This window comes from Brevibacillus agri (assembly GCF_004117055.1).
In the GTDB taxonomy this organism is placed as follows: domain Bacteria; phylum Bacillota; class Bacilli; order Brevibacillales; family Brevibacillaceae; genus Brevibacillus; species Brevibacillus agri.
The window spans coordinates 5,022,618-5,048,105 of the sequence record NZ_CP026363.1; the positions used below are offsets into that span (position 1 = coordinate 5,022,618).

Genomic DNA, 25,488 nt, shown 5'->3' on the forward strand with positions numbered 1-25,488 from the left:
TGATTGAATTTTTCGAATAGGAGTCGGCGTTCCATGAATACTTTTGCATCCGTATCCATGCTGGAAACAGACAAGCCCATCCGCAAGGCGTCACCAGACCTCGATCCCCATATCGAAATGTACAAGCTCTATCTCACCTCCGAAGAGGCAGTCGAAATACATATCAGCAATTTGACGCATCCGTCCTCTGCCATCGAAGTGTATGACGTGCACGGAACGAAGCTGAGCGAAGCCCGCTTTGCTCCCGGCGGCAGCATCATCCTGCCCTTTTTCCCCGACGAAGACGGCTTCTACTACATCAAGCTGACGATTGGCCCAGACCCCGACCCGCAGCACGCCTGTCAGTTGCACGTCGACAAATACGTTCGGCTGAGCGGCACGATCGAGAGCGATCGCGTGTTTACGGCAAAAGGCGGCCCTTACCTGATCGGCCCTGAAGACGTGACCATTCCCGCAGGCGTCCGCGTCAGCTTTGAAGCCGGCACCTCGATCAATGTCCGCTGCCAGCACAAGCTCATCGTCGAGGACAGCGGCTCCATCGCCTTCAACGGAGAAGCGGACAACCCCGTCGTCATCATCGGGGCGATCGACAACGGCAGCTCGCACCGCTGGAGCCAGCTCGTCCTCTCTCCCTCGGCCCAAACGAGCTTCACGCACATTCTCGTCCAGTACGACAATGACGAGGACGGCGTCGACTTTCTGGCCTCCTCGTCTCCTTTTGCCGATGGCGCTACGTCGCTGGAACAGTTCCAGGCCGATATCGCCAAAACGAGCTATTTGGAAAGAGCCGTCGTCGTGCCGCCCTCTTCCCGGCTCGCTTTCATCAAAACCTGGTTTCAGCAATCCAGCCCTTACCGTTTCAGCCTGTTTGGCGATCTGCTGCCGTTTGAGCTGTACTTCGGGATTGACGTCGCGACATTTGCCCACTGGGAAGCGGAAACGAAGCGGATAGACGAGCAGCGCTCCCAGGCCGGAGACGTGAATTACTGGGACTTCGTCAACGGCAACTTCACCGCCGACCTGCTGGAAGCGACACACTTGTTTGCCAACAACCAGCAAAGCCCGGAGCTGCGCATCCAGCGCCTGATCGACTTTTTGCTGCTCGCCCAAAGCTGGCGCAAAAAGCACGGCTATTTCAAATGGTACGACTTGATCGACCCGTTCAACGAGCACGACGACGAATTTTTCAAAACCTTTGAGGAGATGTCCTCCGCCTTCTGGCTGGCGCACAACACCTCGATCATTTACTGGGATACGATCGCCCGCGATTTGGGCATCTGGCAAAAGGAAAGCTTCTTCGAGCGGCAGTTCATCAACTCGGTCATCGTGCGCCTGCATTTCGCCGCCGACCTGCCGTTTTCGCTCACCGGGTACGGGAACAACATCCCGCCCGTCGGCTTTTTGGGCATTTCCATCCACTACGGCCCGCTGCGCTACCCGGAACAGTACCCTGCCCCCGGACCGGAATTTGACGTGAACTACGGCCCGCTCTCCATCGCAGAATATTTGAAGTTCATCCTGGAGTCGCTAGTCAAAGGTCAGACCAATCCCGTCTACACCTGGTGGATTCCTACCCAGGCGGACAAAGACTTGTTCCAAATTCTCGACGAAAAAGGCATCTCGCTCGAATCGCCTCCGGAAGACTGGGACCGCGAATTTGTCCAGCCTGCCCAAAAGACATTGGAGGAAATTCGGGCGCACTACCTTGGGCATCTGACACTGGAGCACAGTCGAAGCGCGAAGGGATATTTGCAAACCGAAAGCGCCCTGAGCACGACCTGACCGAGCTGGATTGAGCCGGAGCCGGAACGGGACGCAAAAAAGATGAGCCGCCGCGCAAAAAGAACAACTCCTTTTTGCAACGACGACGCTCATCTTTTTTATTCACACGCTTCTCAAAAACAAGCGAACTGCGCGGCTGATGAACACGGGCAGCACCGAGATGTGATTTTCCCGCGCGAACTGTTCGAACTGAACGTCCAGCCCGCAGTCGGCAAAAGCCCCCAGCCGCTCGGCCACGCCGCGCGCATGCTCGTTAATCCGCGTCGGGTGCGTCTGTTCCTCTTCGCCTACTCCGATCAACACGTGTTTGCGCTTGCCACCTGGCTGCAACTGCGTGACAAAAGCTTGTTCCTCCGCGAAAATCAGCCGCTTGTACCAGTCAATGGACGGGCTTCCGGCCAAATAGGTGGAAAAAGCGTCCGGCCGCGTGTACAGCGCATGCAGAACGAACAGCCCTCCGAGCGAATGGCCGAGAATCGCCTGGCGCTCGCGATTGACCGTCGCCATGCTCTCCACCATCGGCCGTACTTCTTCCAACACAAAGCGCAGGAAATCATCTGCTCCGCCTTGGCGCGGCCATTCTCCCCCGCGCGAAAAAGGAGGCAGTTCCTCTACTGTCATCGGCAAGGAGTAATCGGTTAAGCGCGCAGTGGCAAAAGGAACCTCTTCGTCGTAGCCGAGCCCGACCACGACCGCCGGACTGCCCTGGCCGTCCCTGCTCCTGCCTTGCAAGCGCACCGCCTCCACCACCGTGCCGATGACCGAGTTGGCATCGAGCACATACAGGACCGGGAAGCCTCCTCCGGCGCCTCGCCCGGCGGCACTGCCAAACAGATGCGGTACGTTTGCCCGCTGCCTCCTGCCTGCATCACGAGCTGCTTCGTCCACGGAATCGCTGCCGTTTCCCAAGCCGCGCCACTCATTTGTTCAACGTCTGCTCCAGCGTATCGAGCAGAAGCTCCTTGCCAAGCGGCATGTAAGCCTGGTTGTAGTAAGGGTTTGCAGGCAAGTAGTAAATGTGATCGTTTTTGTAGGCTTTCAGCCCTTGCCATACAGCCGAATCTTTATACGACTGCTCGCCGCCCTCCGGATGCAGCAGCACGATGCGATCCGGGTTGATCGTCGTGATGCCTTCCAGCGTCAGCAGCACCATCGTTTTTTCTTTCGTGTCCGGCGATGTCGCTGGCTTCGGCAGCCCCAGATCGTCATACAGAACCGAGCCTGCGCCTTCGCTGCCCAACAGATACGGGCCTTTTTTGTGCGCCAGGAAAATCGAGAACGTTTCGTCAAACGGATCGCGCAAATGAACGGGAATATCGCCAGCGTATTTTTGCCGATAGTACGCCGACCATTTCGGATCGAGCGGGGCCGCGCTGGAGATCGTTTGCAGCGCCAAAAGCTGTCCGGTGATCGCCGTGTGATACGTCGCGACCCTGTGGCGCCTGCTTTTCATGTGGACAGTCGGGGCCACGCCTTGCTGCTGCTTGAATTTGCGGCTGAAGTAATACTCGTCGCTGAAGCCGACCTGTCTGGCGATCTCGCGTATCCGCTCGTTTCCCTGGCCCATCAGTTGCTTGGCCTTGTTGATGCGCAGTTGCGTCACGTAATCCATGGCGCGTAAGACGGGCTTAATCCGGCCATGGCCGCCAGCTTTTCAATCGTCCAGCTTTCCTGGTAGTGGCCGTCCAAATAAAGCCGGGTCTGCTCCAATGTTTCCAGGGAATCCTCTGATGCTGCGCACTGCGAATCAGGCAGCAGCTCGTACATCAGCTCCTGAAGCTGCGTCTGTGCGCGGAAGCGGCTGCGCGCGTCCGTCTGCTCCCACGCTTCCCCGATGGAACCGCAGCGCATGCGAAGCGTCGGCTGCGACAAGCATGTCACGCGTCCGGCAAACGGCAACGTCGTCCGGTGCAGCGTGATCGCCTCGCCGTCTTCGCTCTCCGCTTCCCGGTACACGTCAAAAGCGAGCGCATGGCAGGTGAGCTTGCGAGAAGATTCTATATAGAAAGAACACGACTGACCTGGGAGAAGCAGCCACGCCTCCCCTTCCTTGACAGGATAGCAGCTCGTGTCGATCTCGATGGAGCCGCTGCCGTCCAGCGCAACGATCAGCCGATGCTTGTCTATGCAGCCTTGACCCGCGTGCGGGACATCCTGCTTGACCATGATCTGTTCACTGTGCCGCAGCTTCATCCACAAGCCTTGCCATGACACTGTCCCGCTTTTCTCGCTGCCTTGTTTGCTTTGCATAGCTGGTTGCCACCGTCCTTTTGCGCTTATGCCCCCATTATGATTGATAATGATTTTCAGCGTCAAATGGTAAGATCGCAAAGAGCGCCCGCAAATGCAAAAAGGCTGCTCTCCCTCGAACCGCTGCCTCGTCGCTTGGGTGCGGACTTGCTGCAAGGGAAGCAGCCTTGCTTAGTGGCGAATAATATTTTTCCCGTAGTAAATCTCGTCCATCTCTGTTTGCAGCCGCTCGGTAATTTCCGCTTGCTCTGCAGGCGTCAGCTTGTCTTTTGTGTAGCCGAACAAGTAATTGTTCAGGTCGAACCGCCTGCGCTTGCATTTCGTGTGAAAAATGTTGTCCTGGTACACGTTCACATCAATCATGTGGAACAAATCTTTAATTTCTTCGGGAATATAATTTTGAATCGAGCTGATGTCGTGGTCGATAAACAGCTTGTAGCCGTGAATATCGCGGGTAAAGCCGCGCACCCGGTAATCAATGGTCATCAGATCCGTATCGAAGGAGCGGATCAAATAGTTGAGCGCCTTGAGCGGCGAGATTTCGCCACAGGTCGAGACGTCAATGTCTGCGCGAAACGTGCTGATTTCCTCATCGGGATGGTATTCCGGGTACGTATGGACCGTAATGTGACTTTTGTCCAACTGCAGCACGACATTTTCCGGCAGCGGGCCGGGGGATTCTTCATACGACTCCGTCGGCACTTCCACGACCGGACCTTCGGAAACGAGAAACGTCACGCTCGCCCCTTGCGGCACATAGTCCTGCTGCGCCACGTTCAATACGTGCGCCCCGATAATCTCCGAAACGTTTTTCAGGATGCTGGTCAGCCGTGCAGCGTTGTACTGTTCATCTATGTATTCGATGTACGCTTCCCGCTCCGCTTTTGTCTTCGTGTAGCAGATGTCGTACATATTGAAGCTGAGCGATTTCGTCAGGTTGTTGAAGCCGTGCAAAGTAATATGCTGGTCTTTCGTCGGTTCCACTTCTTTTGTCCTCCCCTGTTATGAGCGAGTCTTTGCCATCATTTCCTTTTTTCAGGGTGCCCATTCCTTTCGATAAAAATCATGCGAACGTTTGCAGGAAAGCGGCTGGCAGTTGAGAATCATTACCATTTTCCTATCTCTCGCTGCTTCAATAGCACCAAATCCAAAAAATAAGATTATTTCCTTTCTATCCTCTGGAAAATGATGCTAAAATAATATTGCATGCTAAATTTTAGAAAGAAATGGAGAATTAGGTCATGGATTGGTACCTGAAAGTTTTAAAAAATTACGTCAACTTCACCGGACGCGCCAGACGCAAAGAGTATTGGATGTTTGCTTTGTTCAGTGCCATTATTTCTATCGTACTCATGCTCATCGAATACTTGATTGGTCTGCCGCAATCTTTGTCTTCGCTCTACTCGCTGGCTGTCCTGCTGCCGGGTCTGGGCGTAGGCGTCCGTCGTCTGCACGACACTGGAAGAAGCGGCTGGTGGCTGCTGCTCGCGCTGGTTCCGTTTATCGGCGCCATTGTCCTGATCGTGTTCTTCTGCCTGGACAGCACACCGGACAACGACTACGGTCCAAATCCAAAAACCGAAGAAAGCGTGTTGGCGTAACATGCGAAAGCCTCTCCCCATTTTTTGCGGGAGAGGCCTTTTCTTTTTTTATGCTTCTTCCCAGAAGCGGCGCAGATTGTCCATGCCAATTCGCGAGCCTTCGCGGCAATCCTCCATGCCTTCGAACTCGACGGTGATGTAGCCGTCATAGCCCGACTGCTTCACCAGCTTGACGACCTCGCGAATGTTGATGTCGCCCTGGCCGACGATTGCGCCGCGCAAGTAATTGCCGTTAACCGTCTTGAACCATTTGCCCGCTCCCGGGTCCTGATAGTACGGGCGGAAGTAAAAGTCTTTGAAGTGAACGAGCGAAGCGTACGGCAAGTTTTTCTTCACGCCGACGAGCGATTCCTCGTCCACGCACATGAAGTTGCCGATATCGAGCGTCGTCTTGAAATTCGGACGATTGACCGCTTGCAGCACGCGCTGGACGCGGTCGCTCGCCTGCACGAGCCAGCCGTGGTTCTCAATCGTCGTCGTAATCCCGAACTGCGCGGCGTAATCGGCAATCTGGCGGCTTCCTTCGACCATCGCATCGAGATGCTGTTCAAAGTACGCGATCGTCGTCTGCTCGACAGGTACGGTAAAGGTGGAGACATCGTGGCGCATGTGGCGGATGCCCATGCGGTGCAGCAAATCGACGTGCGTTTTGATGCGGGCCACCTCTGCGGCAAATGCTTCCTCCGTCTCGTGAATGAAGTTGGCTGGCATCGAGTAGTTGGACAGCTCGATGCCGAGAGCTTTTGCCTTGTCCCGCACCGCGTCCGCCAGCTCGTAGTTGTCCACCAGCGTAAAGCCGTACGGCACGATTTCCATGTGCTCTCCGCCGTTGTCCGCGATCCACTGCACGACATCCAGTACATCCATTTCCCCAGCGCGAATTGCTGTCAGCAAGCTGTACGTGCTCAATCCGATTTTCATTCTTTCCACCTCATTTGAATGTTTGTAGTCGTACGCCATTTTTTTGGCAAAAAAACTTAGCTAGGCAAGCGGCACCCTGTCGAGGACGACCGTTTGCTTCCGCTTGTTGGATTCATAAGCGGCCTTCACCACTTCAAGCGTTCGCAGTCCGTCCTCTCCCGTGATGGACGGGGCCCGCTTTTCCTGCACACTCTGCACGAAATCGGCAATCAGCCGTTCGTCCATGTCTGCGGCCCACGGCAGTTGCTGGAGCTTGCCTGCTGTGTCGTCATAGTGCAGCACATGCTGGCGGAAACCGTCTACCTCGATCGTTCCTTTCGTGCCGATGATGCGCATGGTCACATCTCCCCACGTCGGGAACGTCTTCGGCCGGGACCAGCTCGGATCAATTCCGACCACTACGCCAGACTCCAAGACCAGGCTGACCATGCCGCAGTCCTCCACCGCTAGCTCGTAAAAACGCGTATCCAGCTCCGCGTAGACGCTCTTCACCTCGTCGCCGAGCATCCAGCGCACAAGGTCCATCAGGTGGACGATATGGTCGGTCGCCGCACCGCCGCCAGACTGTTCTTTTTCCACGAACCAGCCGCCCGGCATCTGCCCGTGGTTCGTGCTGTTGATGGCGAGAATCGTGCCGAGCGCGCCTGATTGCACCAGTTCTTTTACATGTTGCATCACGGGGGCAAACCGGACCGGATACGCGACTTGCAGCATCACCTGTTCCTTTGCGCAGACCCGGATCATTTCCAGTGCATCCTGGACGTCTGTCGCAATCGGCTTTTCGCATAGCACATGCTTTCCCGCTCGGGCGCAGGCGATGACGTGCTCCTTGTGCCGCGCGTTTTCCGAGCAGACGACGACAGCCTCAAGCGGTGCCTGCAAAAACGCGGACAGGTCGCGAAAAAAAGTCGCGCCGTACTTTGCCGCCATCGCTTCTCCGCGGATCGGGTCGTCGTCCCAGAGCGCTGCCAGTTCGGCCTCCGGATGACGCTGCAATTGGACGGCGTAGCTCTGGGCGTGCATATGGGCAAAGCTGAGAATCCCTACCTTCATCGGGCAACACCTCCTTCGGCAAGCTGGACAGGCTGCCCTGTCTTCGCCGACTCCCTCGCCGCCTGCACGATGTCCATGGCGCGCAGCCAATCTTCTGCATTCAGCCGGACGGCTTCCTCGCCCGCGAGATAGCGGATGAGATTGTCTCTTTGCTTCCACGGTGGGTCGATCCCTGCAAGCCGGCTGTCCCATCCGCCTGCTGCTGACGCATCTGCACGTCCGCCCGCGCCGCCCCTGCTCCAACGAATCGGCGAGCTTTCCCGGCTGTCGTGGAGCAGCATGCCTGCATCCCCTGTCAGCTCAAAAAACGACTGCTCCGCAGACTCTGCCCACGACAGCTCCACCTGGGCGATCGCTCCCGCGCGCATTTTCAGGATGACGAGCGCATATGAAAGCACCTGCCCTGTTGCCGCGTCGGTATGTACGACCTGGTTTGCCTGCACGCGCTCCACTTCGCCGAACGTCCAGCGCAGCCAGTCAAATTCGCGCCAGCCGAGACTTGCAAAAAGGCAGCGGTCCGCGTTTTCAGCCGACGCCACAGCTCCGCGCCGCAGTCGCAAAACGCCGGGCTTGCCGATCGCCCCGTTTCGAACGTGTTCACGCGCCAACTCGTACTCCGGGCAAAAGCGCAGCGTGTCTGGCAGTTGCAGGACGCGTCCTTTTTGCTGGCACAGGCGCGCTGCCTGCAACAGCTCGTGCTCCCCGAACCGGGGGCAGCTTCCTATGAAAATGTGCGCACCCGCCTGAGCTGCCGCCGCGAGGGCAGCGCCATCCGCCTCGCCTGCGAACTCCACCACTTCCACCTTTGTTTCTGCCAACAAATTGTGCAACTCCTGCAAGCTTTCTGCCCGCCCTACCAGCTTCGCGCCGCGCACGCGCGCCCAGATGCCGAGCTGCTCATCCACAGCGTCTTTTGCCCCGACTACTGCTACTCTCCCCATGAAGCAAGCCCTCCTTTTCTCCTGATCCGCCAAGCTAAAGCGACAGCGAAAACTGGAACGTGTTCTGCAACAAAATAGCGGCGGCGCCGACGACCTCGACGTCCTCCCCGAGCGAATTTGGCCGCAGCTCCAGCTCCTCTGTCAAAATGCCGTGGGCGTATTCGCTAACATACTCACGCACCTTTTCGATCAGCAGCTCGTTTTCAAACGCGATCTCGCCCCCCAAAATGATGACCTCCGGATTGAACAGATGAATCAGGTTCACCATCCCGGCGGCCAGGTAAGAAGCCGTCTCTTCCAAAATGCTGATCGCCAGCGCGTCTTTTTCGGTCAAGGCCAGGCGAAAAATTTTCGCGTTGATCCGGCTGATGTCGCCCTCCACTAGCTCCATGATGCTGCTCGCCTTGCCTTTGGCGAGCGCCGAGAGCAGCTTCGAGTAGATGGCGGGCCAGCTCACGTAGTTTTCCAGACAACCGATATTGCCGCAATCGCACCGCATGCCCGCCCGGTCGATCGTTGTATGGCCGAACTCTCCGGCGCCGCCCTTGTAGCCGCGGTAGATCGCCCCGTCCATCAGCAGGCTCGCGCCCAGTCCGTCCCCAATCGTCACGTACAGCATGTTTTGATAGTGGCGAAATTGTCCCAGCGTCTTTTCGGCGAGCAGGTACGCATTCGTGTCGTTATCCACCCACGTCTTCAGTTGAAACCGCTGCTCGACCATTTCTTTTACAGGCGCATCCCGCAGGCGCAGCTTCGGATTGTAGCGAATGACGCCTGTCGCGGCATCGACAATCCCTTGCGTCACAATCGAAATGCCTACGCAGTTGTCGAGGCTTCCGACCTGCGCCAAAAATCGTTCGATCGTGTCCAGCAAAAAGCGGAGGACACTCTCGCCTTGCTGTAGCTTCAACGGATGCGTTTCCTTTTTTCTGACGCGCGCCTCCAGATTCATCTGGGCGATGGTCAGTTTGGAGCCGGAAAGCGAAATGCCGATCAAAAAACGGCTGTCCGGCGAAAACTGCACGAGAATCGGCTTTCTTCCCCCGTTCGACTCGCCGACTCCCACCTCGCACACGAGCGCGTCGCGGATCAGCTCGCCGACTGCCGAAGTGACGGTTGTCGGACTCAGCTTGTTCCGCTTGGCGATTTCACTTCGGGAAATGGGGCCGTATTGACGGATCGTGTCCAATATGATGGATCGGTTCAGTTCCTGGATCAGCTTCAAATCGCCCGTCCTGCGTTTGACACCATCCCTTTTATTCATGGATACCTCTCCTGCCGCGCACGCCGTTCACAGATGGCACGCGACCAGATGATCGTCGTCTGCCGCCTTTCGCAAATCTGGCGGTGTCGTCTTGCATATGTCCATCGCATACGGACAGCGCGTATGAAACAGGCAGCCTGCCGGCGGGTTTACCGGGCTCGGGACATCCCCCTGCAAAATGATGCGCTCCCGCTTCGCGCGCGGATCGGGAATCGGGACGGAGGACAGCAGCGCTTTTGTGTACGGATGCTGCGGGTTGGCAAAAATCGTCTCCTTCGCCCCGGACTCCACGAGGCTGCCCAAATACATCACGCCGATTTTGTCGCTGATGTGCTCGACCACGCTCAAGTCGTGCGAAATGAACAAATACGTCAAATGAAACTCCTCCTGCAAATCTTTCAGCAGATTGAGGATTTGCGACTGGATGGAGACGTCGAGCGCCGAGACCGGCTCGTCGGCGACGATCAGCTTCGGCTTTAAAATCAGGGCGCGGGCGATCCCGATGCGCTGCCGCTGCCCTCCGCTGAACTCGTGGGCGAACTTTTCCGCGTGGTAGCTGTTCAGGCCGACGACCTCCAGCATCTCGGCGACGGTTCGCTCCCGCTCCTTGGGGGACAGCTTCGTATGGATCACCAGCGGCTCTGCGACTACATCGCGAATTTTCATCCGCGGATTGAGCGAAGCGTACGGGTCCTGGAACACCATCTGCACCTGCTTGCGCACCTCGCGCAGCTTCGTCTCGTTCATTCTCGAAATTTCTTCGCCCGCGATCCAGATTTTGCCCTCATCCGGGGTCAAAAGCCGCGTGACCAGCCGTCCGGTCGTCGATTTGCCGCAGCCGCTCTCCCCGACGAGGCTGAACGTCTCGCCTTCGTGGATGACAAAGGAGACGCGGTTGACGGCCTTCACGCTTTTTTTGCTGGAAAAAAGGCCGCTGTCGATCGGAAACGTCTTTTTGATCCCGTCTACCTGCACCAGTGGTTTACGCATTGGCCCCCCTCCCTTCCGCGTCGTACAGCCAGCAGCGGCAAAAACGGTTCTCGCCCACGCTCGCAATCGCCGGCTCCTGCTCCCAGCAGAGCGGCATCGCGTCCTTGCAGCGCGGAGCGAATTTGCAGCCTTTTGGCATGTTGTTCGGCGTCGGCACATTGCCGGGGACAGAATCCAGCCTGTCGCGCTTCTGGCCGATTTTCGGGACGGAGCCAATCAGCCCTTTTGTGTACGGGTGCTGCGGATCGTCAAACAGGTCGTAGACGGACGCCTCTTCCACGACCCGCCCGGCGTACATGACGACGACGCGGTTGCACATCTCCGCGACGACGCCCAGATCGTGCGTAATGAGCAGCATGGACATCTGCTCGTCCGCCTGCAACTGTTTCATGACGTCGAGAATTTGCGCCTGGATCGTCACGTCGAGCGCCGTCGTCGGCTCGTCGGCAATCAGCAGGCTGGGATGGCAGGACATCGCCATGGCGATCATGATTCTTTGCCGCATCCCGCCTGAAAGCTGGTGCGGGTACTCGCCCAAAATTTCTTTCGGCCGGGGAATCCCTACCTTTGTCAGCATGTTGACCGCGTGCTCGCGCGCTTGCTTGTCCGAATAGCCAAGGTGCAGGCGAATCGCCTCCATCAACTGCTCGCCAATTTTCATCACCGGATTGAGCGAGGTCATCGGCTCCTGAAAAATCATCGAAATTTCTTTGCCGCGAATCCGGCGCATGTCGTTCTCCGAGATGGACAGCAGATTCGTTCCGTTGTAGCGAATTTCTCCCTGCGTGATCTCGCCCGTCGTATCCTTGAACAGCCGCATGATCGAAAGCGAGGTGACGCTCTTGCCGCAGCCCGATTCCCCGACCAGGCCCAGCACTTCGCCCTTTTTTATATGAAAGCTGACGTTGTCGAGGACGACCGTCTTGCGTTCATCTCTCGTAAACTGTGTTTGCAGATGCTTAACCTCGATGATGTTTTCACTCATCTGCCCCAACTCCCTCGTTTAGTTCTTCGTTTTCGGGTCCAGAATGTCGCGCAGGCCATCCCCTACCAGATTGAACGCCAGCACCGACAGGAAAATCGCCAGGCCGGGAATCATCACGACGTGCGGGGAAGTGGCGAGATAATCGCGCCCCATGCTGAGCATGGCTCCCCAGTCGGGACTCTCCGGCTTTGCGCCCAGACCGAGAAAGCTGAGACTCGAAGCCGCCAAGATAGAAGTGCCGATCCTGAGCGAAAAGAAGACGATCATGCTGGAGACGGTTTCCGGAAAAATGTGGCGAAAGATGATCCGGCTGCTTTTTGCCCCCATCGAGCGCGCCGCTTCCACGAAGACCGCTTCCTTGGCCGCCAGCGTATTGCCGCGAATCAGGCGGGCAAACGACGGAATGCTGAACACCGCCACGGCCACCACCACGTTCGTCAAGCCGGGGCCGAGAATCGCCACAATGGCGATCGCGAGCAGCAGGTCGGGAAAAGCGAACATCACGTCGCTGCCGCGCATGATAAGCCGATCAATCCAGCCGCCGTAGTAGCCGCTGCACAGCCCCAAAATCGTTCCGAGCACAGCCCCCACAAATACCGAGGTAAAGCTGACGCCGAGCGAGAGACGCGCCCCGACGATTATCCGGCTCAAAATATCCCGTCCATACTCATCCGTTCCCGCCCAGTGCGCCATCGACGGCGTCTGCAGCGTGGCGTCGTAGTTTGGCTCGTACGGATCATAAGGGGCAATCGCCGGGCCGAAAATCGCCACGAGCAGCAAAAACAGGATGAAAAATCCGGCCCAGAACGCCGTCTTTTGCTTCCTCCACTTTTTCCAGAAATCCCGCGCCCTGGAGCTTTTCTGTTCCACGGCAACGGCCGTTGTCTGGCCGATTTCCTTTACTACCTCCATTTACCTCGCCCCCCTTCGCCTAGCTTTCATAACGGATTTTCGGATTGAGCGCCTTGTACAAAATGTCCACCAGCAAGTTCACGAGAATGAACTCCAGTGAAAACAGCAGGATGACCGCTTGCACGACCGGATAGTCGCGGAAGGCAATCGAGTCGACCAAAAGCCGCCCCATGCCCGGAATGCTGAACACCGTCTCCACGACCACCGAGCCGCCCAACAGGAATCCGAATTGCAACCCGGCGATCGTCACGACGGGAATCATCGAGTTTTTCAGCGCGTGCTTGCGAACGACGACGGACTCCTTCAAGCCTTTGGCCCGGCCTGTGCGGATAAAGTCCTCCTTCAGCGTCTCCAGAAGCGAGGAGCGGGTAAAGCGGGCCAGCATCGACATGATCCCCGCGCCCAGCGTCAGCGAAGGCAGCACGTAGCTTTTCCAGCCGTCGACTCCGCCCGTCGGGAACCAGCCCAGCGTGACGGAAAAAATTTGTATGAGAATGAGCCCCAGCCAAAAGCCCGGCAAGGAAATGCCGGAAATCGCCGTCAGCATCCCCACGTAGTCCGGCCATTTGTTGCGGAAGACAGCGGAGACCGTGCCGATGAGCAGCCCCAGGACGAGCGCCCAGCCCAGGCTCATAAATGTCAAATTCATCGTAATCGTAAAGCGGTTGGCAAACATGTCGCTGATCGGAAGCCCTGTTTTCAAGGAATGGCCGAGATTGCCCGTGAGCAGGTTTTGCATATAGGTGACGTACTGCAACAGCAGCGGTTTGTCCAGTCCAAGCTCCTGGCGCACGCGGGTAATCTCTTCGAGCGTGGCGTCTTTTCCCGCCGCCAAGCGGACAGGGTCCCCCGGGACGAGGTGGATAAAGAAGAAAATGAGCAGGGACACGACGAAAATGATCGGGATGATCTCGATGAGCCTTTTGACGATATAACGGAACATTTAGCGGTTCCCCCTAACGGATGGGAAAGCACAGCGGATGGCAACGCCATGCTTTCCTTCTCCCAAAGACTTTTCTTGATTGTTGCGACCAAAACGTAATAGGAAAGCAGCGTTGGGCTGCGAGCAGCGACCCAACGCTGCCAGAAAAACCGTTATTGGAATGCCGCTTCCCTCACATAGATGCCGCCGCTCGGCGTGATGTAGACGCCGTTTACGTTGGCGCGCTTGCCGTACAAAATCTCGTCGACCGCCAGGAAAATCCACGGCGCATCCTTGAAGACGTGTTCCTGAACCGTTCCGTACAGCGCTTTTTGCTTGGCTTCATCGGAAGACTGCGTCGCTTCCTTGATGCTTTGGTCCACGATGTCGTTTTTGTAAAAAGCGGTGTTGGCGCCCGCTGGCGGGAAGTTCTCGCTGCTGAACAACGAGCGCATCGCATTGTCCGGGTCCGCCGAAGACCAGCTAACGTACCACATGTTCATCTTCGCTTCCTCTGGCGATTTGATGCCGTAGATTTCGTCCGACAGCGTCGCTTCCTCCATCGACTTCACTTCTACAGTCACGCCGATTTTTTGCAGTTGTTGCTGGATGAACTGCATGCCTTTCATCGTGTCGGAGTTCGTGTTGCCCCAGATTTCTGTTGTAAAGCCGTTTTCGTAGCCCGCTTCCTTGAGCAGTTGCTTCGCCTTTTCAATGTTGTACTCATAGACGCCCTGCTTGGCGTAGTGCGCGATCGTCGGGGACATGACCGATTCCAGTTGCGTGCCGTAGCCTGCCTTCACCACTTTGATAAACGCATCCTTGTCGACCGCGTAGTTGATCGCCTGGCGCACGCGCAGATCGTCAAACGGCTTTTTCAGCATGTTGATCGAGACGTAGCGGGTGATCGTGGACGGCGTGCGCTCCACCTTGACGCCTTCTGCTCCGCCAAGCGTCTCGGCCTGCTGCTCTGGCAGCGGATAGATGACATCGGCCTCGCCAGTTTTGAGCATCGCTACGCGCGAGCCGTTTTCCGGCACGGGCTTGTAAACGATTTTCCCGACCTTGGCCGCGCCTTTGTTCCAGTGATCGGGGTTCAGTTCGACGGTCAGATGGTCGCCTTGTACCCATTCCACGAATTTGTAAGGGCCAGTGCCGACAGGGTTTTTGGAAATTTCCTTGCCGTACTTTTCCAATGCCGCCGGGCTGATGATGCCTGTCGTGAACTTGTTAATCATCGCGGAAAACGGCTGGGTCAGCGTCACTTTGACGGTGTACTCGTCGACAACCTCTGTGCTCTTGATGTATTTGTAGTTGCGGTACGCCCGCAGATTGTTGTCCTGGTTGCTCATCCGGTCGAAGTTGATTTTGACCGCTTCGGCATTGAACGGCGTGCCGTCGTGGAACTTGACGTTTTGCCGCAGCTTGAACGTGTACTCGGTCGCGTCTTCATTGACCGAATATTCAGTCGCCAGCCCCGGCATGAGCTTCAAGTCTTTGTCGTAAATCAGCAGCCCTTCGTACATCGAGGTTTGCACGCCAGAGGACAGGGCATCCCCGGTATTTTGCGGGTCCATCGTGATGAAGTTTTCGTTTACGGCGATCACCATCTGGTCTTTCTGCGGTGCGCCCGTTTCCGTGTTCGCGCCCGTGTTGGTCGACGCTGCCGGAGTCCCGCCTCCGCTGGAACATCCAAAAAGTAATGCCACTGAAAAAAGTAAGACAGATGCTGCTCGCAAGTACGATGCTTTTTTCATTCCCCTTTTCCCCCTTACAAGGTTCTGTTTATGGATGCAATCTGGATGTCCGCTGCTGGGCACGGCCGCCATTTTTCTCAGGAAGAGAAGACGACCTCGCGTCCGGTCTGCGCCGATTCGTAAATGCCGCAGAGAATTTTCATCATCTCTACGCCGTGTTCCACTGGGCTGAGTGTCTCTTTTTCGCCCAAAATGTATGAGATGAAGTGGTCGATTTCATTTTGAAAGCCTTGCTTGAAGTCAAACGACAGCTTGTCGATCTGCGGCGTGACGTTGAGGATCGTGTCGTGCTTTTCCGTGATGATGGAAAGCTCCGGCTCCACCTCTGCGCCGCCTTTGTCCCCGTACAGCTTCACGGCCAGCTCCTCTTTTTTGGCGTGCAGCGTGTAGCTGACATCCACGAACAGGGAAGCGCCGTTTTCGAAGCGGATCAGCGCGTTTGCCATATCCTCGACCGTATTTTTGCTCGGATCGTAGTCAGCCGCTTTGTAAAAAGACAAGTTTTTGACGTGGGCGCGGTTGCCGAGCTTGTTGTATGTATTGCCGCTTACGGTCGCAACCTTCGGGCAGCCCATCAAATACCAGCACAGGTCGATCACATGTACGCCGAGGTCGATCAGCGGCCCGCCGCCGGAGCGCTCCTTGTCCGCAAACCAGCCGCCCGGATTGCCCAACCGGCGCAGGCAGGATGCTTTGGCGTAATAAATCTCTCCCAGCTCGCCCGCGTCGATAAACTGCTTGAGCAACTGCGCATTGGTGTCGTACCTTCTGACGAAGCCGACCTGGAGCCGCTTGCCGCTCTGCTTCACTGCTTCCTCAATCAGCAGGGCGCTCTCTACCGAGGTGCTGAGCGGCTTTTCCAGCAGCACGTGCTTGCCTGCGCGCAGAGCGGATACGGCAATGTCGGCGTGCGTGTTGTTCCATGTGCAGATGCTCACCGCGTCAATCTGCGGGTCAGCCAACGCTTCCTCCAGATTGCTGTAGTGCGCCGCCGCCTCGTACTTTTCTGCTTTTTCCTTCGCCCGTGCTTCGTTGAAGTCGACGACGGCCTGCAACTGTGCGCGGTCATTTTGCTGATACGATTGCAGGTGCATGTCCGAAATCGAGCCTGCCCCGATCACCGCAACCTTTACCTTTTCCATGCGGATGTTTCCCCCCTGTGTCGTTTAACTGGTTAATTTATTTTTTCAGTGGAGTTATTAATTGAATGATACAAAATAATCTTAATCTTTGCAATATAGTTTCCGCGAGAAAATGGGAAGATTTGCTTCCTGCCCGTCCCACGAAAAAAACGACCCTGCCGCCCCGACCGCGCCCGCCTCTACGCCGACCTGTTGCAGCGCGAATTTCACCTGGTTCGCCATGGACGGGATGCACCGTTCCCTGACGCTTTTTTCTGCTTCCGCAAGCAGGATGGACGAAGCGTTCATGACGCCTCCGCCGAAGACGATTACTTCCGGGTTGAACAGATGAATCAGGCTGGTCGTGCCCACGCCCAAATAAAAGCCCGCCCGCTCTACGATCTCGATGCAGGCGCGATCTCCGGCAAGCGCCGCTTCTCCGATCGCTTTTGCCGTCAACGCCTCGCCCGTCGTCAAGGCACCGCCTGCACCTGCCAAAACAAGCTCGCCCGCCTCGACCTGCTTGCGCGCCAGCTTTTCAATCGCCGTCCCGGAAGCGTACAGCTCCAGGCAGCCACGGTTGCCGCAGCCGCACAACGGGCCGTTCCAGTCGATGGAAATGTGGCCGAACTCGCCAGCCCCGCCTTCCGCCCCCTGCACCAGTTGGCCGCCGCTGATGATCCCCGCCCCGACTCCCGTGCTGACCGTCACGTAGATCATGTTCTGCGTCCCCTTGCCCGCGCCCCACATCCACTCCGCCACCGCAGCGGCATTCGCGTCATTCATCAGCCGGACAGGCAGCCCGAACCTGTCTGCAATCAGCCTGCCAATCGGAACATTCCGCCAGCCGAGATTGCCCGCAAAAATCACTTCGGCAGCCGCGCTGTCGATGACTCCGGCCGAGGCGATGCCGACTCCGCGCACGCTTCGCCGCTCCACCTGCGCCGTAGCCAAAACGCCTTCGATCGCCGCCAACACTCTGTCGATCACCGCCTCCGCTCCTTCCTGCGAAGCCGTAGGCAGCAGCGTCTGTCCGAGCATTTTTCCACTGCTGTGCACCAGTCCTGCCAATATTTTCGTCCCACCCAAGTCCAATCCAATCGCATACTCGTCCCGTGCCATGCGCGTCCACTCCTTCCGTTGCTCTGATTCCTGCAAAATGATTGCTACCGCTTACATTATTTTCTCCAATGGCTTTACAAAGTTGCTTAGCTTTAGTTTTAGCACAGGTCGGAAAGAAAATAAAGCATTCGTACTTTTCTGACTAAAAAAGAAAAGCCCGGCCCCCCGCACACATCCCGCTACGTCAACAGGCCACTCCACCAACATGCCGCATTAGAAAGCTTGGCTGCGCCAAGCCATTTGCCCAGCCTTAGTTGCACGAAAAAACCCTTCCTGCCTGCTACAGAAAGGGCCTCTCCTGCTATGCTCCCGTTTTCGCTACTTGACTACTTGACTACTTGGCTACTTGAACCAGCCTTTTTCCTTGAAATGCATGATCGCCTCGATCCGGTTGCTCACGCCGAGCTTGTCGAGAATGACGGAAATGTAGTTGCGCACGGTCCCCGTCGTAATGAAAAGCTGGCTGGCGATCTCCTTCGTGTTTTTGCCGTCCGCGATCAGCAGCAGCACTTCCTTTTCCCGCTCGGTCAACGGATTCTCCTGTCCGTACGCCTCATCCACCAGCTCCGGGGCGTAAATCCGCTTGCCCGCCATGATGCTGCGAATCGAGCTGGCCAGCTCCTCGCTCGGGCTGTCCTTGAGCAGATAGCCGTTGGCCCCGGCCTTCAGCGCGCGCTCGAAGTAGCCGGGACGGGCAAAGGTCGTCAGGATCATCACCTTGCAGCCGCTGCCTTTCAGCTCCTCTGCGGCATCCAGACCGCTTTTTACAGGCATCTCGATATCCATGATACAGATGTCAGGCTTGTGCAAATGCACCAGCTTGACGGCATCCTCGCCATTGCTCGCTCTCCCGACGACCTGCATATCTTCTTCCAGATCGAGCAGCGAAGCCAGGGCGCCAAGCAGCATGCGCTGATCCTCTGCAATGACGATGCGAATCATGATCCCGCCTCCTTTTCCGGTTGTTGGAAGGCGTTTGGCACCCGAAAGACGACCTGGGTGCCAGACTCCGACGACTGAATGTCCATGCTGCCGTTGACAAATTCCAGCCGCTCCCGCATCCCGCGCAGCCCGTTCCCCCGGCAAACAGATTCCTCTGCCATCCCGCTGCCGTTGTCGATGACGCGCACGATCAGATCCGTCCGGGCTGGCTCGATGACGATGGAGCATGCCGTGGCGTTGCTGTGCTTGACGACGTTTGTGACGGCTTCCTTGAGGCACATGCTGAGCACGTTTTCCGCCATCAGGGAGGTGTGCTTCAAATCCGGATCGCCTTCCACGGATAACTCGATTTCCGCCGCCTTGAAAATTTGCTTGATGCGGAACATTTCCTCCGCAAGCCGCGTCCCCCGCATCTGCGTGACCATTTCCCGCACTTCCTTCAACGCAATTCGCGCCGTCTGCCTGATTTCCTCCAGCTCCGTTTGCGCGCGCACAGGGTTTTTATAGATCAACTTGCTCGCCAGGTCGCTTTTCAGGCCGATCAAGGACAGCTTTTGCCCCAGCGTATCGTGCAGGTCGCGGGCGATGCGCTGCCGCTCCTCCAGTTTGACCAGCTCGGATATCCGCTTGTTCGCGTGGTTCAGCTCTCCCTGCAGCTTTTCCCGCTTGTTCCAGTTGTACGTCGTCACCGGCAACAGAATGACGGCGATCAGGCTGACGAGCACAAACGGCAACTGGTTGAAAAGCTGCGCGTTTTTCGAGAGAAAGCCCATGTTGATCGTCACGACGGTGCTAATCAAATGAATCGTGTACAGCGTGATAAAGCCGATCTTGTTCTGGATATTGCCGATGAAAAACGCCAGAAACAGCGAGAAGTACACATAGCCGAACATGACGGTCATCGCAATCGAAATCACGATCTGCAAGCTGGTCCAGAAGTAAATCAGCCAGCCCTTGGAGAGAAACGCCAGGACGTAGCAGACGAAAAACAGGATAATCATCGCGATTCCGCTCACGACCTCGTACGTGGACGACGAGCGAAAGATGAAGTAGAACGGCAGGATGTAGAAAACAACCCACACATAAGGACTAAGGCCCGTGTTTTTATGGAGAATGTGATACCACTTTTGCATGGATGCCCACCTTTTTTTCTTCGCCGCTACTTATCAGTGTATCGGAATGCAGGGGATTCGGGCAGGCTTATTTTCTTTCCAAACTGGCTTTTTTGCTGTGCAGCGCGTCGATAATCGCCTCAGCCGATGCCGACATTAGCTTGACTTGCTGCTGTTTGCGTTCCTTGATTTCCTTGAAGCTCACAAAACGCTTGCTCTCTTCATCCCACAGGCGGAAGCGCAACGATTTCACGCTTGTAGACAGCGTAATCGTCGTCGCCATTTGCAGCGGCGGCGTCTCGTTGTGCGCTTTTTCCAAATTGTAGTTTGGCACCTTCGGGCTCAGATGATGCACGTGGTGGAAGCCGATATTTCCCGTGATCCACTGCAACACTTTCGGGAGCTTGTAGTAGGAGCTGCCCTCTACTGCGGCCTTCACGTAGCTCCACTCTTCCTCGTTTTCAAAATACGAATCCTCGAACTGATGCTGCACGTAAAACAGCCAAATCCCGAGCAACCCGGAGACAAAAAAGACGGGAAGCTGCACGAGCAAAAATGCTTGCCAACCGATCGCCCAGATCAGAAGCGCATACAGGCCAACCAGCAACACATTGGTCAAATACGTGTTCAATCGCTCTTTGCGGCGGGCTCCTTTGCGATTGAAGCGGTATTGCAGCGCAAATACAAAAATCGGACCGATCCCGAACATGACAAATGGATTGCGGTAGATGCGATAGGCGATTTTACGCCAAAGCGGAGCGGCGAGATATTCCTCCACCGTCAAAATCCAGATGTCGCCGACACCGCGCTTGTCGAGGTTGCTGCTCGTCGCGTGGTGAATGGAGTGGCTTTGCTTCCACTGTTCGTACGGGACGCACGTCAGCACGCCCGTGATCGTGCCGAGAATGTCATTGGCCCGACGGCTTTTGAAAAAAGACTGATGGCAGCAGTCGTGAAAAATGATGAACGTGCGGATGACAAAGCCGGCTGTCAAAATCGCCAGCGGCAACGTCAGCCAGTACGATACGGACAGGCTGAGATAGGCGCCATACCAGAGCAAAAGCAGGGGAAGAATCGTGTTGACCATCTGGCGAATGCTCGACTTGGTGTCTGTTTTTTCAAAGGGGGCCACATTCTTTTTGAGCTGGGCGATGTTCGATTGATGCATCAATTGGTACCTCCTCGATTGAACTGCGCGGATGACTCAAGTAGCATCAGACGCATTTTTCTATCTATATTGTAAGAAATACGCGCTGGCCCCTGTAGTCATAAACGTCAAGTCGAGGGTATGACAAATGTCATGGTTGAAAAAAGAACTGGAAAATTTAGGGTGTGTGAATGATCACGAAAAATACTCCAACAAATAAACCGTCTGCTCCTGCGGCTTCCACAGAGCAAACACCGTCCCGCCGCCGATCGCGGACATGAAGCGGAAGCGCTCCGTCGCTGCGCAAACCATGCTCTTGTCGATTCCGTAATCGAATTTGACGTTCCATTGCAGGTTCATGAAAAACTCTTCGCTCATCTCCTGCGCCGTCTCCCGAGCGATCAGCACTGGCGAATCGTCATGGCCCCAGCCTTCCGTCAGCTCGGTAATATGGCGAAATTCGCCAGTCCGCTCGTAATGATATTTCGTAAATTCGTAACTGTAAAACGCCTCGGCATAGTAGTCCACGTCAAAATCGGCCACTTCGGCCAATTCGTCGATCATCCGCTCCTTGTACGCCGCAACCGTTACTTTTTCCTTCCAGTACGTTTCCTTGTTTTGCGCAAAATCGGCCTGCAGCAAGGCGTAGACTTCCTCCACGTTGCCTTCGCCAAACGCCGCCAGGTCGCCGAGAAACTCGTACTTGCCTGCTACGTAGCGAAAGCCGAAAAAATTGTTTTCCGCATTGCGGTACTCTCTCTCACAGTAAAGGCCATCCGTGCCGAGCAAATGAAACGTGTACTCTCTGCCGTCCTGCCTACAGGCAAAGCTGAGCAGCGGCCTGAAGTAACAAGCGAGCCTCTCGTCTGTAAAAACATCGCTTGCCTTCGGATACAGGATTACTCCGTTTTCGTGCCATTTTTTCGCCATGTTTCTCTCCTCCTCTATCTCTACAGCCACGGACCGAAAAAGTTTTGTACCGCCTGCCTGGAATAGCCGTCCTCGCCGCCCCACTTGTGTCGCTCGAAATTCAGCACATTCAAATCCTCTTCCACATACGATTCCCGGGAGGCGATATGGAAGCTGTCGCACACGTAGCAATCCCCGTGCATCGCGTAGGCGACGCCGTTTTCCGCTGCGGTATATCTGCCTGCGTTGCTTGCAAACGGATGCAGCGTAAACTGCCGCGTCAACGCCCAACTGGAGAGCGCGCTGCGCAAGTGCAGCTTGCGGGTGGACAAGCTGTGCAAAAAGGCGGCCGCTACCTTTTCCTTCGGCACCTTTTCATGCCATTCCACGACCTGGCGCACACACTCGTCATGATGAATCGTTAGCGGATCGAACATCAGCCCTTTGCTTTTCGCATAGGCAAAATCTTCACCCGAATAGTCGTAGGGGTGACTTTTCCAGCCTTGGCTGCTCCAAAATGCCTGGCTTTTTTATCCACAAAGGATTCCCCTTCCTTGTCCATGCCGAGCATCCTACACAGGTATATTTTTCCTTCCATATTTTAGCGCATAATCGCATCGAGGCTATAGCCTAAAAGACACTTTTTCCAAATTTCACAGTGGTCGCCCTCCCGTTCTGTTCCCTTTCCAGGGCTTACGAGAAATATTTTCCTGCCGGATGATAAAAAAATTTAGCGGGGAAGGCTCCGCGAAGCGGCTGACGAGCACCGTCTACGAATGGAACAAAGATTTGCGAAAATACGAGCGCACAGCAACGGCTGTCTCTCCCCAGTAGAAAACGCGGCTGCACCTTGCCATTGGCGGAAGAGGAGCCTTTGCCTTGGTTGCACTTGCACGGCTGCAAACAAAAAAAGACCTCATCCCTTGCCCGGATGAGGTCTTGTGCGTTGCGTTGTTTATTGGATTGGCTCGCTATTTACTGGACATCAAGGCGCTTCATGATGTCGTCGAGCAGCAGGTTGGCCGCTTTGATGCCGCCTGCTGTGTTCCAGATCGTCTCGCTAACCTGGAATACTTGGTTGTTTTTCGATACGTTCAACGATTTGAAAACTGGGCTGTCCATCCACTTTTTCGCCATGTTGGTAATATCGGTGGCGCCTTTTTCTTCCGATACCCAGTAGAACAGGACGTCTCCATCCATGACGGACATGCCTTCTTCGGACACGAACTCCGCGAAGTTGTTCACGTCTTGCGAAGCTGGACGCGCGATGCCCAGTTGTTCGAGCAAGACACCGCTGAAGGTATCCTTTTGGTAAATCTGCACGCCTTTTTTCGAGAATTTCGCTACGGATACTTTGGTAGCCGTCTTCGAGCCAAGCTTTTCTTTGGCTGCGGCTACGCGCTCGTCAAACTCCTTGAGCACCTTCTCGCCTTCCGCTTTTTTGTTCACCGCTTCGGCATAGAGAGCGAAGTTGGTTTTCCATCTGCCCGACAGCTCTTCCGCGAACACGGTTGGCGCGACCTTGGACAGTTGGTCGTACACTTTTTCATGACGGACTTTGTTTCCGATAATCAGGTCTGGGGAAAGCGATACAATCTTTTCGAGGTTCGGCTCGGTTTCAAAGCCGAGAGACTCTACCCCTGCCATCTCGTCCTTGATATGGTCGTACCAAGGTTCGCCTTCCCACGATTGCACGGCAGCGATTGGCTTCACGCCGAGAGCGAGCAGCGCTTCCGTTCCTTCGTTGGTCAGGATGATGACGCGTTGCGGCGTTCCTTTGATCTGGGTCGTACCCATGGCGTGCTTGATCTCGCGCACTTCGCCTGCTTCCGCTGGAGCTGGCTGGGCGGCCGTTGTGCTTTGCTCCGTCGTCGCTTGTTGCTGGGCTGGCTGCTGTGTCTGCTGTGCCTGATTGGCGCCTCCTCCGCAGCCTGCCAGAACAAACAGCATGCAAAGGGAGAAAAAGCTGGTCATGATGTGGCGCATGGTTCGTGCGCTGGTCTTTCTTTTCATATCGAGATATGCCCCCACTTCTATCAGTCGCTTGATTGATAACCATTATCAATTGATAGTATATAGAGACTGCTCCCGCTTTTCCATGCACGCCATTGCCTGTTTTATATGGACGGGATTGCCCGCAAAAAGTACGCCGTGCACTGCTCGATCATGTACTCCCTGCCCAGCGGCCCCCACGGGTCCCAATTTTTGCTCTCCGGATAGTACACCTTGTTTTCCCGAACAGCCCGCAAGCTTTGCCACAGCGGGTTCGGCCACAGGCGCTCCACGTCCTCTTTTTCGCTCCAGAACAGGATGATGCGCTCAGGGTCGATCCTGACCAGCTCCATCAACGCGTCAGGCTTGTAGGAGGCGTGTGTCACATGCGGATCGGGCTGGAAGCCGAGCTTGTCATAATACAGGTCGGTCAAGGCGTGCCCTTCCGTCCCGTACAGCCGCACCTCATTCTCCAGCACCCGGACGATCGTCCATTCGCCTTGGCGCGTGACGGGGAGAAGCGCCTCTCTTGCCGCTTTCTCCACTTTTTGCACGTGGTCGATAATCCGCTGGGCCTGGTTCTCCTTATTGAAAACCGTGCCGATCTGCCGTTGATACTCGTGCCAACTCAAGTAGCCGTTGAACATGAACGTCTCCCCGAGCTTTTTCCACTCTCCCTGCCCCTGCTCCTGTCCCGTGTCGATCTGCACAATCACGTCAGGCGACAAAGGCAAAACCTCCTGCGGCGTGATGCTGCGCTCCGCATTCAACGCCTTCGTTCCGCGCAGGCGCTGCTGCAAATAAACCGGAAACCCGGTTCGCGTCGGGAAATAGTTGGGAAACGACGGGGCGGCAATCGGCTGAATCCCGATCGCGAGGAAGTGATCTTGCAAAAACAGCTTGCTCGCGATCGCCACGCGCTGGCCCGCCTGCTTCATGTAAATTTGCGGCGACAAGCCTTCCCGCTTTTTGAATAGACGGCTGAAATAAAGCTCATCCGAAAAGCCGACACTGCGGGCCACGTCTTTGACGCGATTGGCGGAAGAAGACGAGGACAGCATCGCCTTCGCCTCCTCCATCCTAAGCTGCGTCAAATACTCCCCCGGCGTCATCCCGACTGCCCGCTTGAACGCCCGGCAGTAGGAGCTTGGCGTCAACCCGGCCAGCTTGGGCAAGGCCCCGAGGTCCAAAGCCTCGCGAAAATGCTTTTTCATGTAGTCAATCGTCGCGGCAACGGAGCTGTCCCCGCCTTTTGCCCGAGCGCTTCGCTCCTCGCAAGCCGTGGCGAGCAAGTCGTAAAACAACGACTGGGCGCGCAGATGCAGGCATTCGTCCGCTTCTTGCCCCAAGCGGTACAACTCCTCCAGCTTCGTCACAAAAGCGGATGCGGACGCGACAGGAAACACTTCTGCTCCCGCCGCTTCCCCCGCCAGCCGCTTCTGTGCGCCGGGTGCTGCCGCTTGCTTGCCGCCTGCTGGCGATGCCGCGTCGATCCGCGTATAGTGCAGCCGATACATCTGCAGCGGTCCCGAGGGAACGGACAGCTCGTCAATGCGCATCGCAGGAGTCAGCATGATGAGCGTGCCCGCCTCGATTCCATGCTTTTTGCCATTGACGGTAATCTCTCCGCTGCCTTCTGCCACATAGCAGAGGACGTATTCTTCCAGTCGCAGTTGCCGCAGACGAAAGCCTCTTTTCAACCGCTGCTTGCGAAAAGCAGTCCATACATAAGCATGACAACCCCGGCTGTTCCTCATCAGACTCA

Annotated in this window: 25 protein-coding genes; 2 read left to right on the forward strand and 23 right to left on the reverse strand. The window is 56.2% G+C overall.

What is annotated here, in order from left to right; all coding sequences use genetic code 11:
* Positions 1-33 precede the first annotated feature (33 nt).
* Positions 34-1,782: a hypothetical protein gene (locus tag BA6348_RS24675; protein ID WP_007780039.1), complete on the forward strand. Its 1,749-nt coding sequence runs from the start codon at positions 34-36 to the stop codon at positions 1,780-1,782.
* Positions 1,783-1,884: 102 nt separating this feature from the next.
* On the opposite strand, the gene BA6348_RS24680 is transcribed toward BA6348_RS24675, so the two are convergent.
* From BA6348_RS24680 to speD, 4 genes are all read right to left on the reverse strand, one after another.
* The gene (locus tag BA6348_RS24680; RefSeq protein WP_242507409.1) at positions 1,885-2,691 is read right to left on the reverse strand and encodes an alpha/beta hydrolase; all 807 of its coding nucleotides are present in this window, start codon (positions 2,689-2,691) and stop codon (positions 1,885-1,887) included.
* Positions 2,692-2,701: 10 nt separating this feature from the next.
* A complete protein-coding gene (locus tag BA6348_RS24685; RefSeq protein ID WP_122952949.1) occupies positions 2,702-3,394 on the reverse strand; it encodes an AraC family transcriptional regulator in 693 nt (230 codons plus the stop codon).
* Positions 3,382-4,032, reverse strand: coding sequence for an AraC family transcriptional regulator (locus BA6348_RS24690; protein WP_122952948.1), 651 nt, complete (start codon positions 4,030-4,032; stop codon positions 3,382-3,384). Before BA6348_RS24690 ends, BA6348_RS24685 begins: the two co-directional genes overlap by 13 nt.
* A gap of 171 nt (positions 4,033-4,203) precedes the next feature.
* Positions 4,204-5,016: an adenosylmethionine decarboxylase gene (speD, locus tag BA6348_RS24695; RefSeq protein ID WP_005830799.1), complete on the reverse strand. Its 813-nt coding sequence runs from the start codon at positions 5,014-5,016 to the stop codon at positions 4,204-4,206.
* Between the two features lie 257 nt (positions 5,017-5,273).
* On the opposite strand from speD, the gene BA6348_RS24700 reads away from it, so the two are divergent.
* On the forward strand, positions 5,274-5,633 hold the full coding sequence (locus tag BA6348_RS24700) for a DUF805 domain-containing protein (RefSeq protein WP_005830801.1): 360 nt from the start codon (positions 5,274-5,276) through the stop codon (positions 5,631-5,633).
* A 48-nt stretch (positions 5,634-5,681) separates the two neighbouring features.
* Here the strand turns inward: BA6348_RS24700 and BA6348_RS24705 are convergent, their stop codons facing one another.
* The 19 genes from BA6348_RS24705 to BA6348_RS24790 all read right to left on the reverse strand — a co-directional run bounded on the left by BA6348_RS24705 (position 5,682) and on the right by BA6348_RS24790 (position 25,480).
* Entirely contained in the window at positions 5,682-6,554 is an 873-nt protein-coding gene (locus tag BA6348_RS24705; protein WP_005830802.1) for a sugar phosphate isomerase/epimerase family protein, read from the reverse strand.
* A 60-nt stretch (positions 6,555-6,614) separates the two neighbouring features.
* Complete coding sequence (locus BA6348_RS24710) at positions 6,615-7,607, reverse strand: Gfo/Idh/MocA family protein (protein ID WP_122952947.1); 993 nt, start codon at positions 7,605-7,607, stop codon at positions 6,615-6,617.
* Positions 7,604-8,548 (reverse strand): Gfo/Idh/MocA family protein, encoded by a 945-nt coding sequence (locus tag BA6348_RS24715; protein WP_122952946.1) that lies wholly within the window; start codon positions 8,546-8,548, stop codon positions 7,604-7,606. Before BA6348_RS24715 ends, BA6348_RS24710 begins: the two co-directional genes overlap by 4 nt.
* A 34-nt stretch (positions 8,549-8,582) precedes the next feature.
* Complete coding sequence (locus BA6348_RS24720) at positions 8,583-9,812, reverse strand: ROK family transcriptional regulator (RefSeq protein ID WP_005830808.1); 1,230 nt, start codon at positions 9,810-9,812, stop codon at positions 8,583-8,585.
* Between the two features lie 27 nt (positions 9,813-9,839).
* Positions 9,840-10,802, reverse strand: coding sequence for an ABC transporter ATP-binding protein (locus tag BA6348_RS24725; RefSeq protein WP_025845143.1), 963 nt, complete (start codon positions 10,800-10,802; stop codon positions 9,840-9,842).
* Positions 10,795-11,787 carry an ABC transporter ATP-binding protein gene (locus BA6348_RS24730; protein WP_005830814.1) on the reverse strand — a complete coding sequence of 331 codons (993 nt, stop codon included), beginning with the start codon at positions 11,785-11,787 and terminating at the stop codon, positions 10,795-10,797. The genes BA6348_RS24725 and BA6348_RS24730 overlap by 8 nt, the downstream gene beginning before the upstream one ends.
* A gap of 18 nt (positions 11,788-11,805) precedes the next feature.
* Entirely contained in the window at positions 11,806-12,699 is an 894-nt protein-coding gene (locus BA6348_RS24735) for an ABC transporter permease subunit (RefSeq protein ID WP_005830815.1), read from the reverse strand.
* 19 nt (positions 12,700-12,718) lie between these two features.
* Entirely contained in the window at positions 12,719-13,642 is a 924-nt protein-coding gene (nikB, locus tag BA6348_RS24740) for a nickel ABC transporter permease (protein WP_007780066.1), read from the reverse strand.
* A 152-nt stretch (positions 13,643-13,794) separates the two neighbouring features.
* Positions 13,795-15,378 (reverse strand): glutathione ABC transporter substrate-binding protein, encoded by a 1,584-nt coding sequence (locus BA6348_RS24745; protein ID WP_007780070.1) that lies wholly within the window; start codon positions 15,376-15,378, stop codon positions 13,795-13,797.
* A 77-nt stretch (positions 15,379-15,455) separates the two neighbouring features.
* Positions 15,456-16,520, reverse strand: coding sequence for a Gfo/Idh/MocA family protein (locus BA6348_RS24750; RefSeq protein ID WP_005830821.1), 1,065 nt, complete (start codon positions 16,518-16,520; stop codon positions 15,456-15,458).
* A gap of 81 nt (positions 16,521-16,601) precedes the next feature.
* Positions 16,602-17,621, reverse strand: coding sequence for an ROK family protein (locus BA6348_RS24755; protein WP_026558202.1), 1,020 nt, complete (start codon positions 17,619-17,621; stop codon positions 16,602-16,604).
* Between the two features lie 342 nt (positions 17,622-17,963).
* The gene (locus BA6348_RS24760) at positions 17,964-18,563 is read right to left on the reverse strand and encodes a response regulator transcription factor (RefSeq protein ID WP_005830825.1); all 600 of its coding nucleotides are present in this window, start codon (positions 18,561-18,563) and stop codon (positions 17,964-17,966) included.
* A complete protein-coding gene (locus tag BA6348_RS24765; RefSeq protein ID WP_005830826.1) occupies positions 18,560-19,696 on the reverse strand; it encodes a sensor histidine kinase in 1,137 nt (378 codons plus the stop codon). The genes BA6348_RS24760 and BA6348_RS24765 overlap by 4 nt, the downstream gene beginning before the upstream one ends.
* 67 nt (positions 19,697-19,763) lie before the next feature.
* On the reverse strand, positions 19,764-20,843 hold the full coding sequence (gene desA / locus BA6348_RS24770) for a Delta(5) desaturase DesA (RefSeq protein ID WP_005830828.1): 1,080 nt from the start codon (positions 20,841-20,843) through the stop codon (positions 19,764-19,766).
* A 174-nt stretch (positions 20,844-21,017) separates the two neighbouring features.
* Positions 21,018-21,752, reverse strand: coding sequence for a hypothetical protein (locus BA6348_RS24775; RefSeq protein WP_025845153.1), 735 nt, complete (start codon positions 21,750-21,752; stop codon positions 21,018-21,020).
* Positions 21,753-21,772: 20 nt separating this feature from the next.
* Positions 21,773-22,168, reverse strand: coding sequence for a hypothetical protein (locus tag BA6348_RS24780; RefSeq protein ID WP_122952945.1), 396 nt, complete (start codon positions 22,166-22,168; stop codon positions 21,773-21,775).
* Positions 22,168-22,293, reverse strand: a complete 126-nt coding sequence (locus tag BA6348_RS28145) for a hypothetical protein (protein ID WP_255320436.1) — start codon at positions 22,291-22,293, stop codon at positions 22,168-22,170. The genes BA6348_RS24780 and BA6348_RS28145 overlap by 1 nt, the downstream gene beginning before the upstream one ends.
* A gap of 413 nt (positions 22,294-22,706) precedes the next feature.
* Entirely contained in the window at positions 22,707-23,744 is a 1,038-nt protein-coding gene (locus BA6348_RS24785) for an ABC transporter substrate-binding protein (RefSeq protein WP_007780089.1), read from the reverse strand.
* A gap of 104 nt (positions 23,745-23,848) precedes the next feature.
* Positions 23,849-25,480 (reverse strand): helix-turn-helix domain-containing protein, encoded by a 1,632-nt coding sequence (locus tag BA6348_RS24790; RefSeq protein WP_122952944.1) that lies wholly within the window; start codon positions 25,478-25,480, stop codon positions 23,849-23,851.
* Positions 25,481-25,488 lie beyond the last annotated feature (8 nt).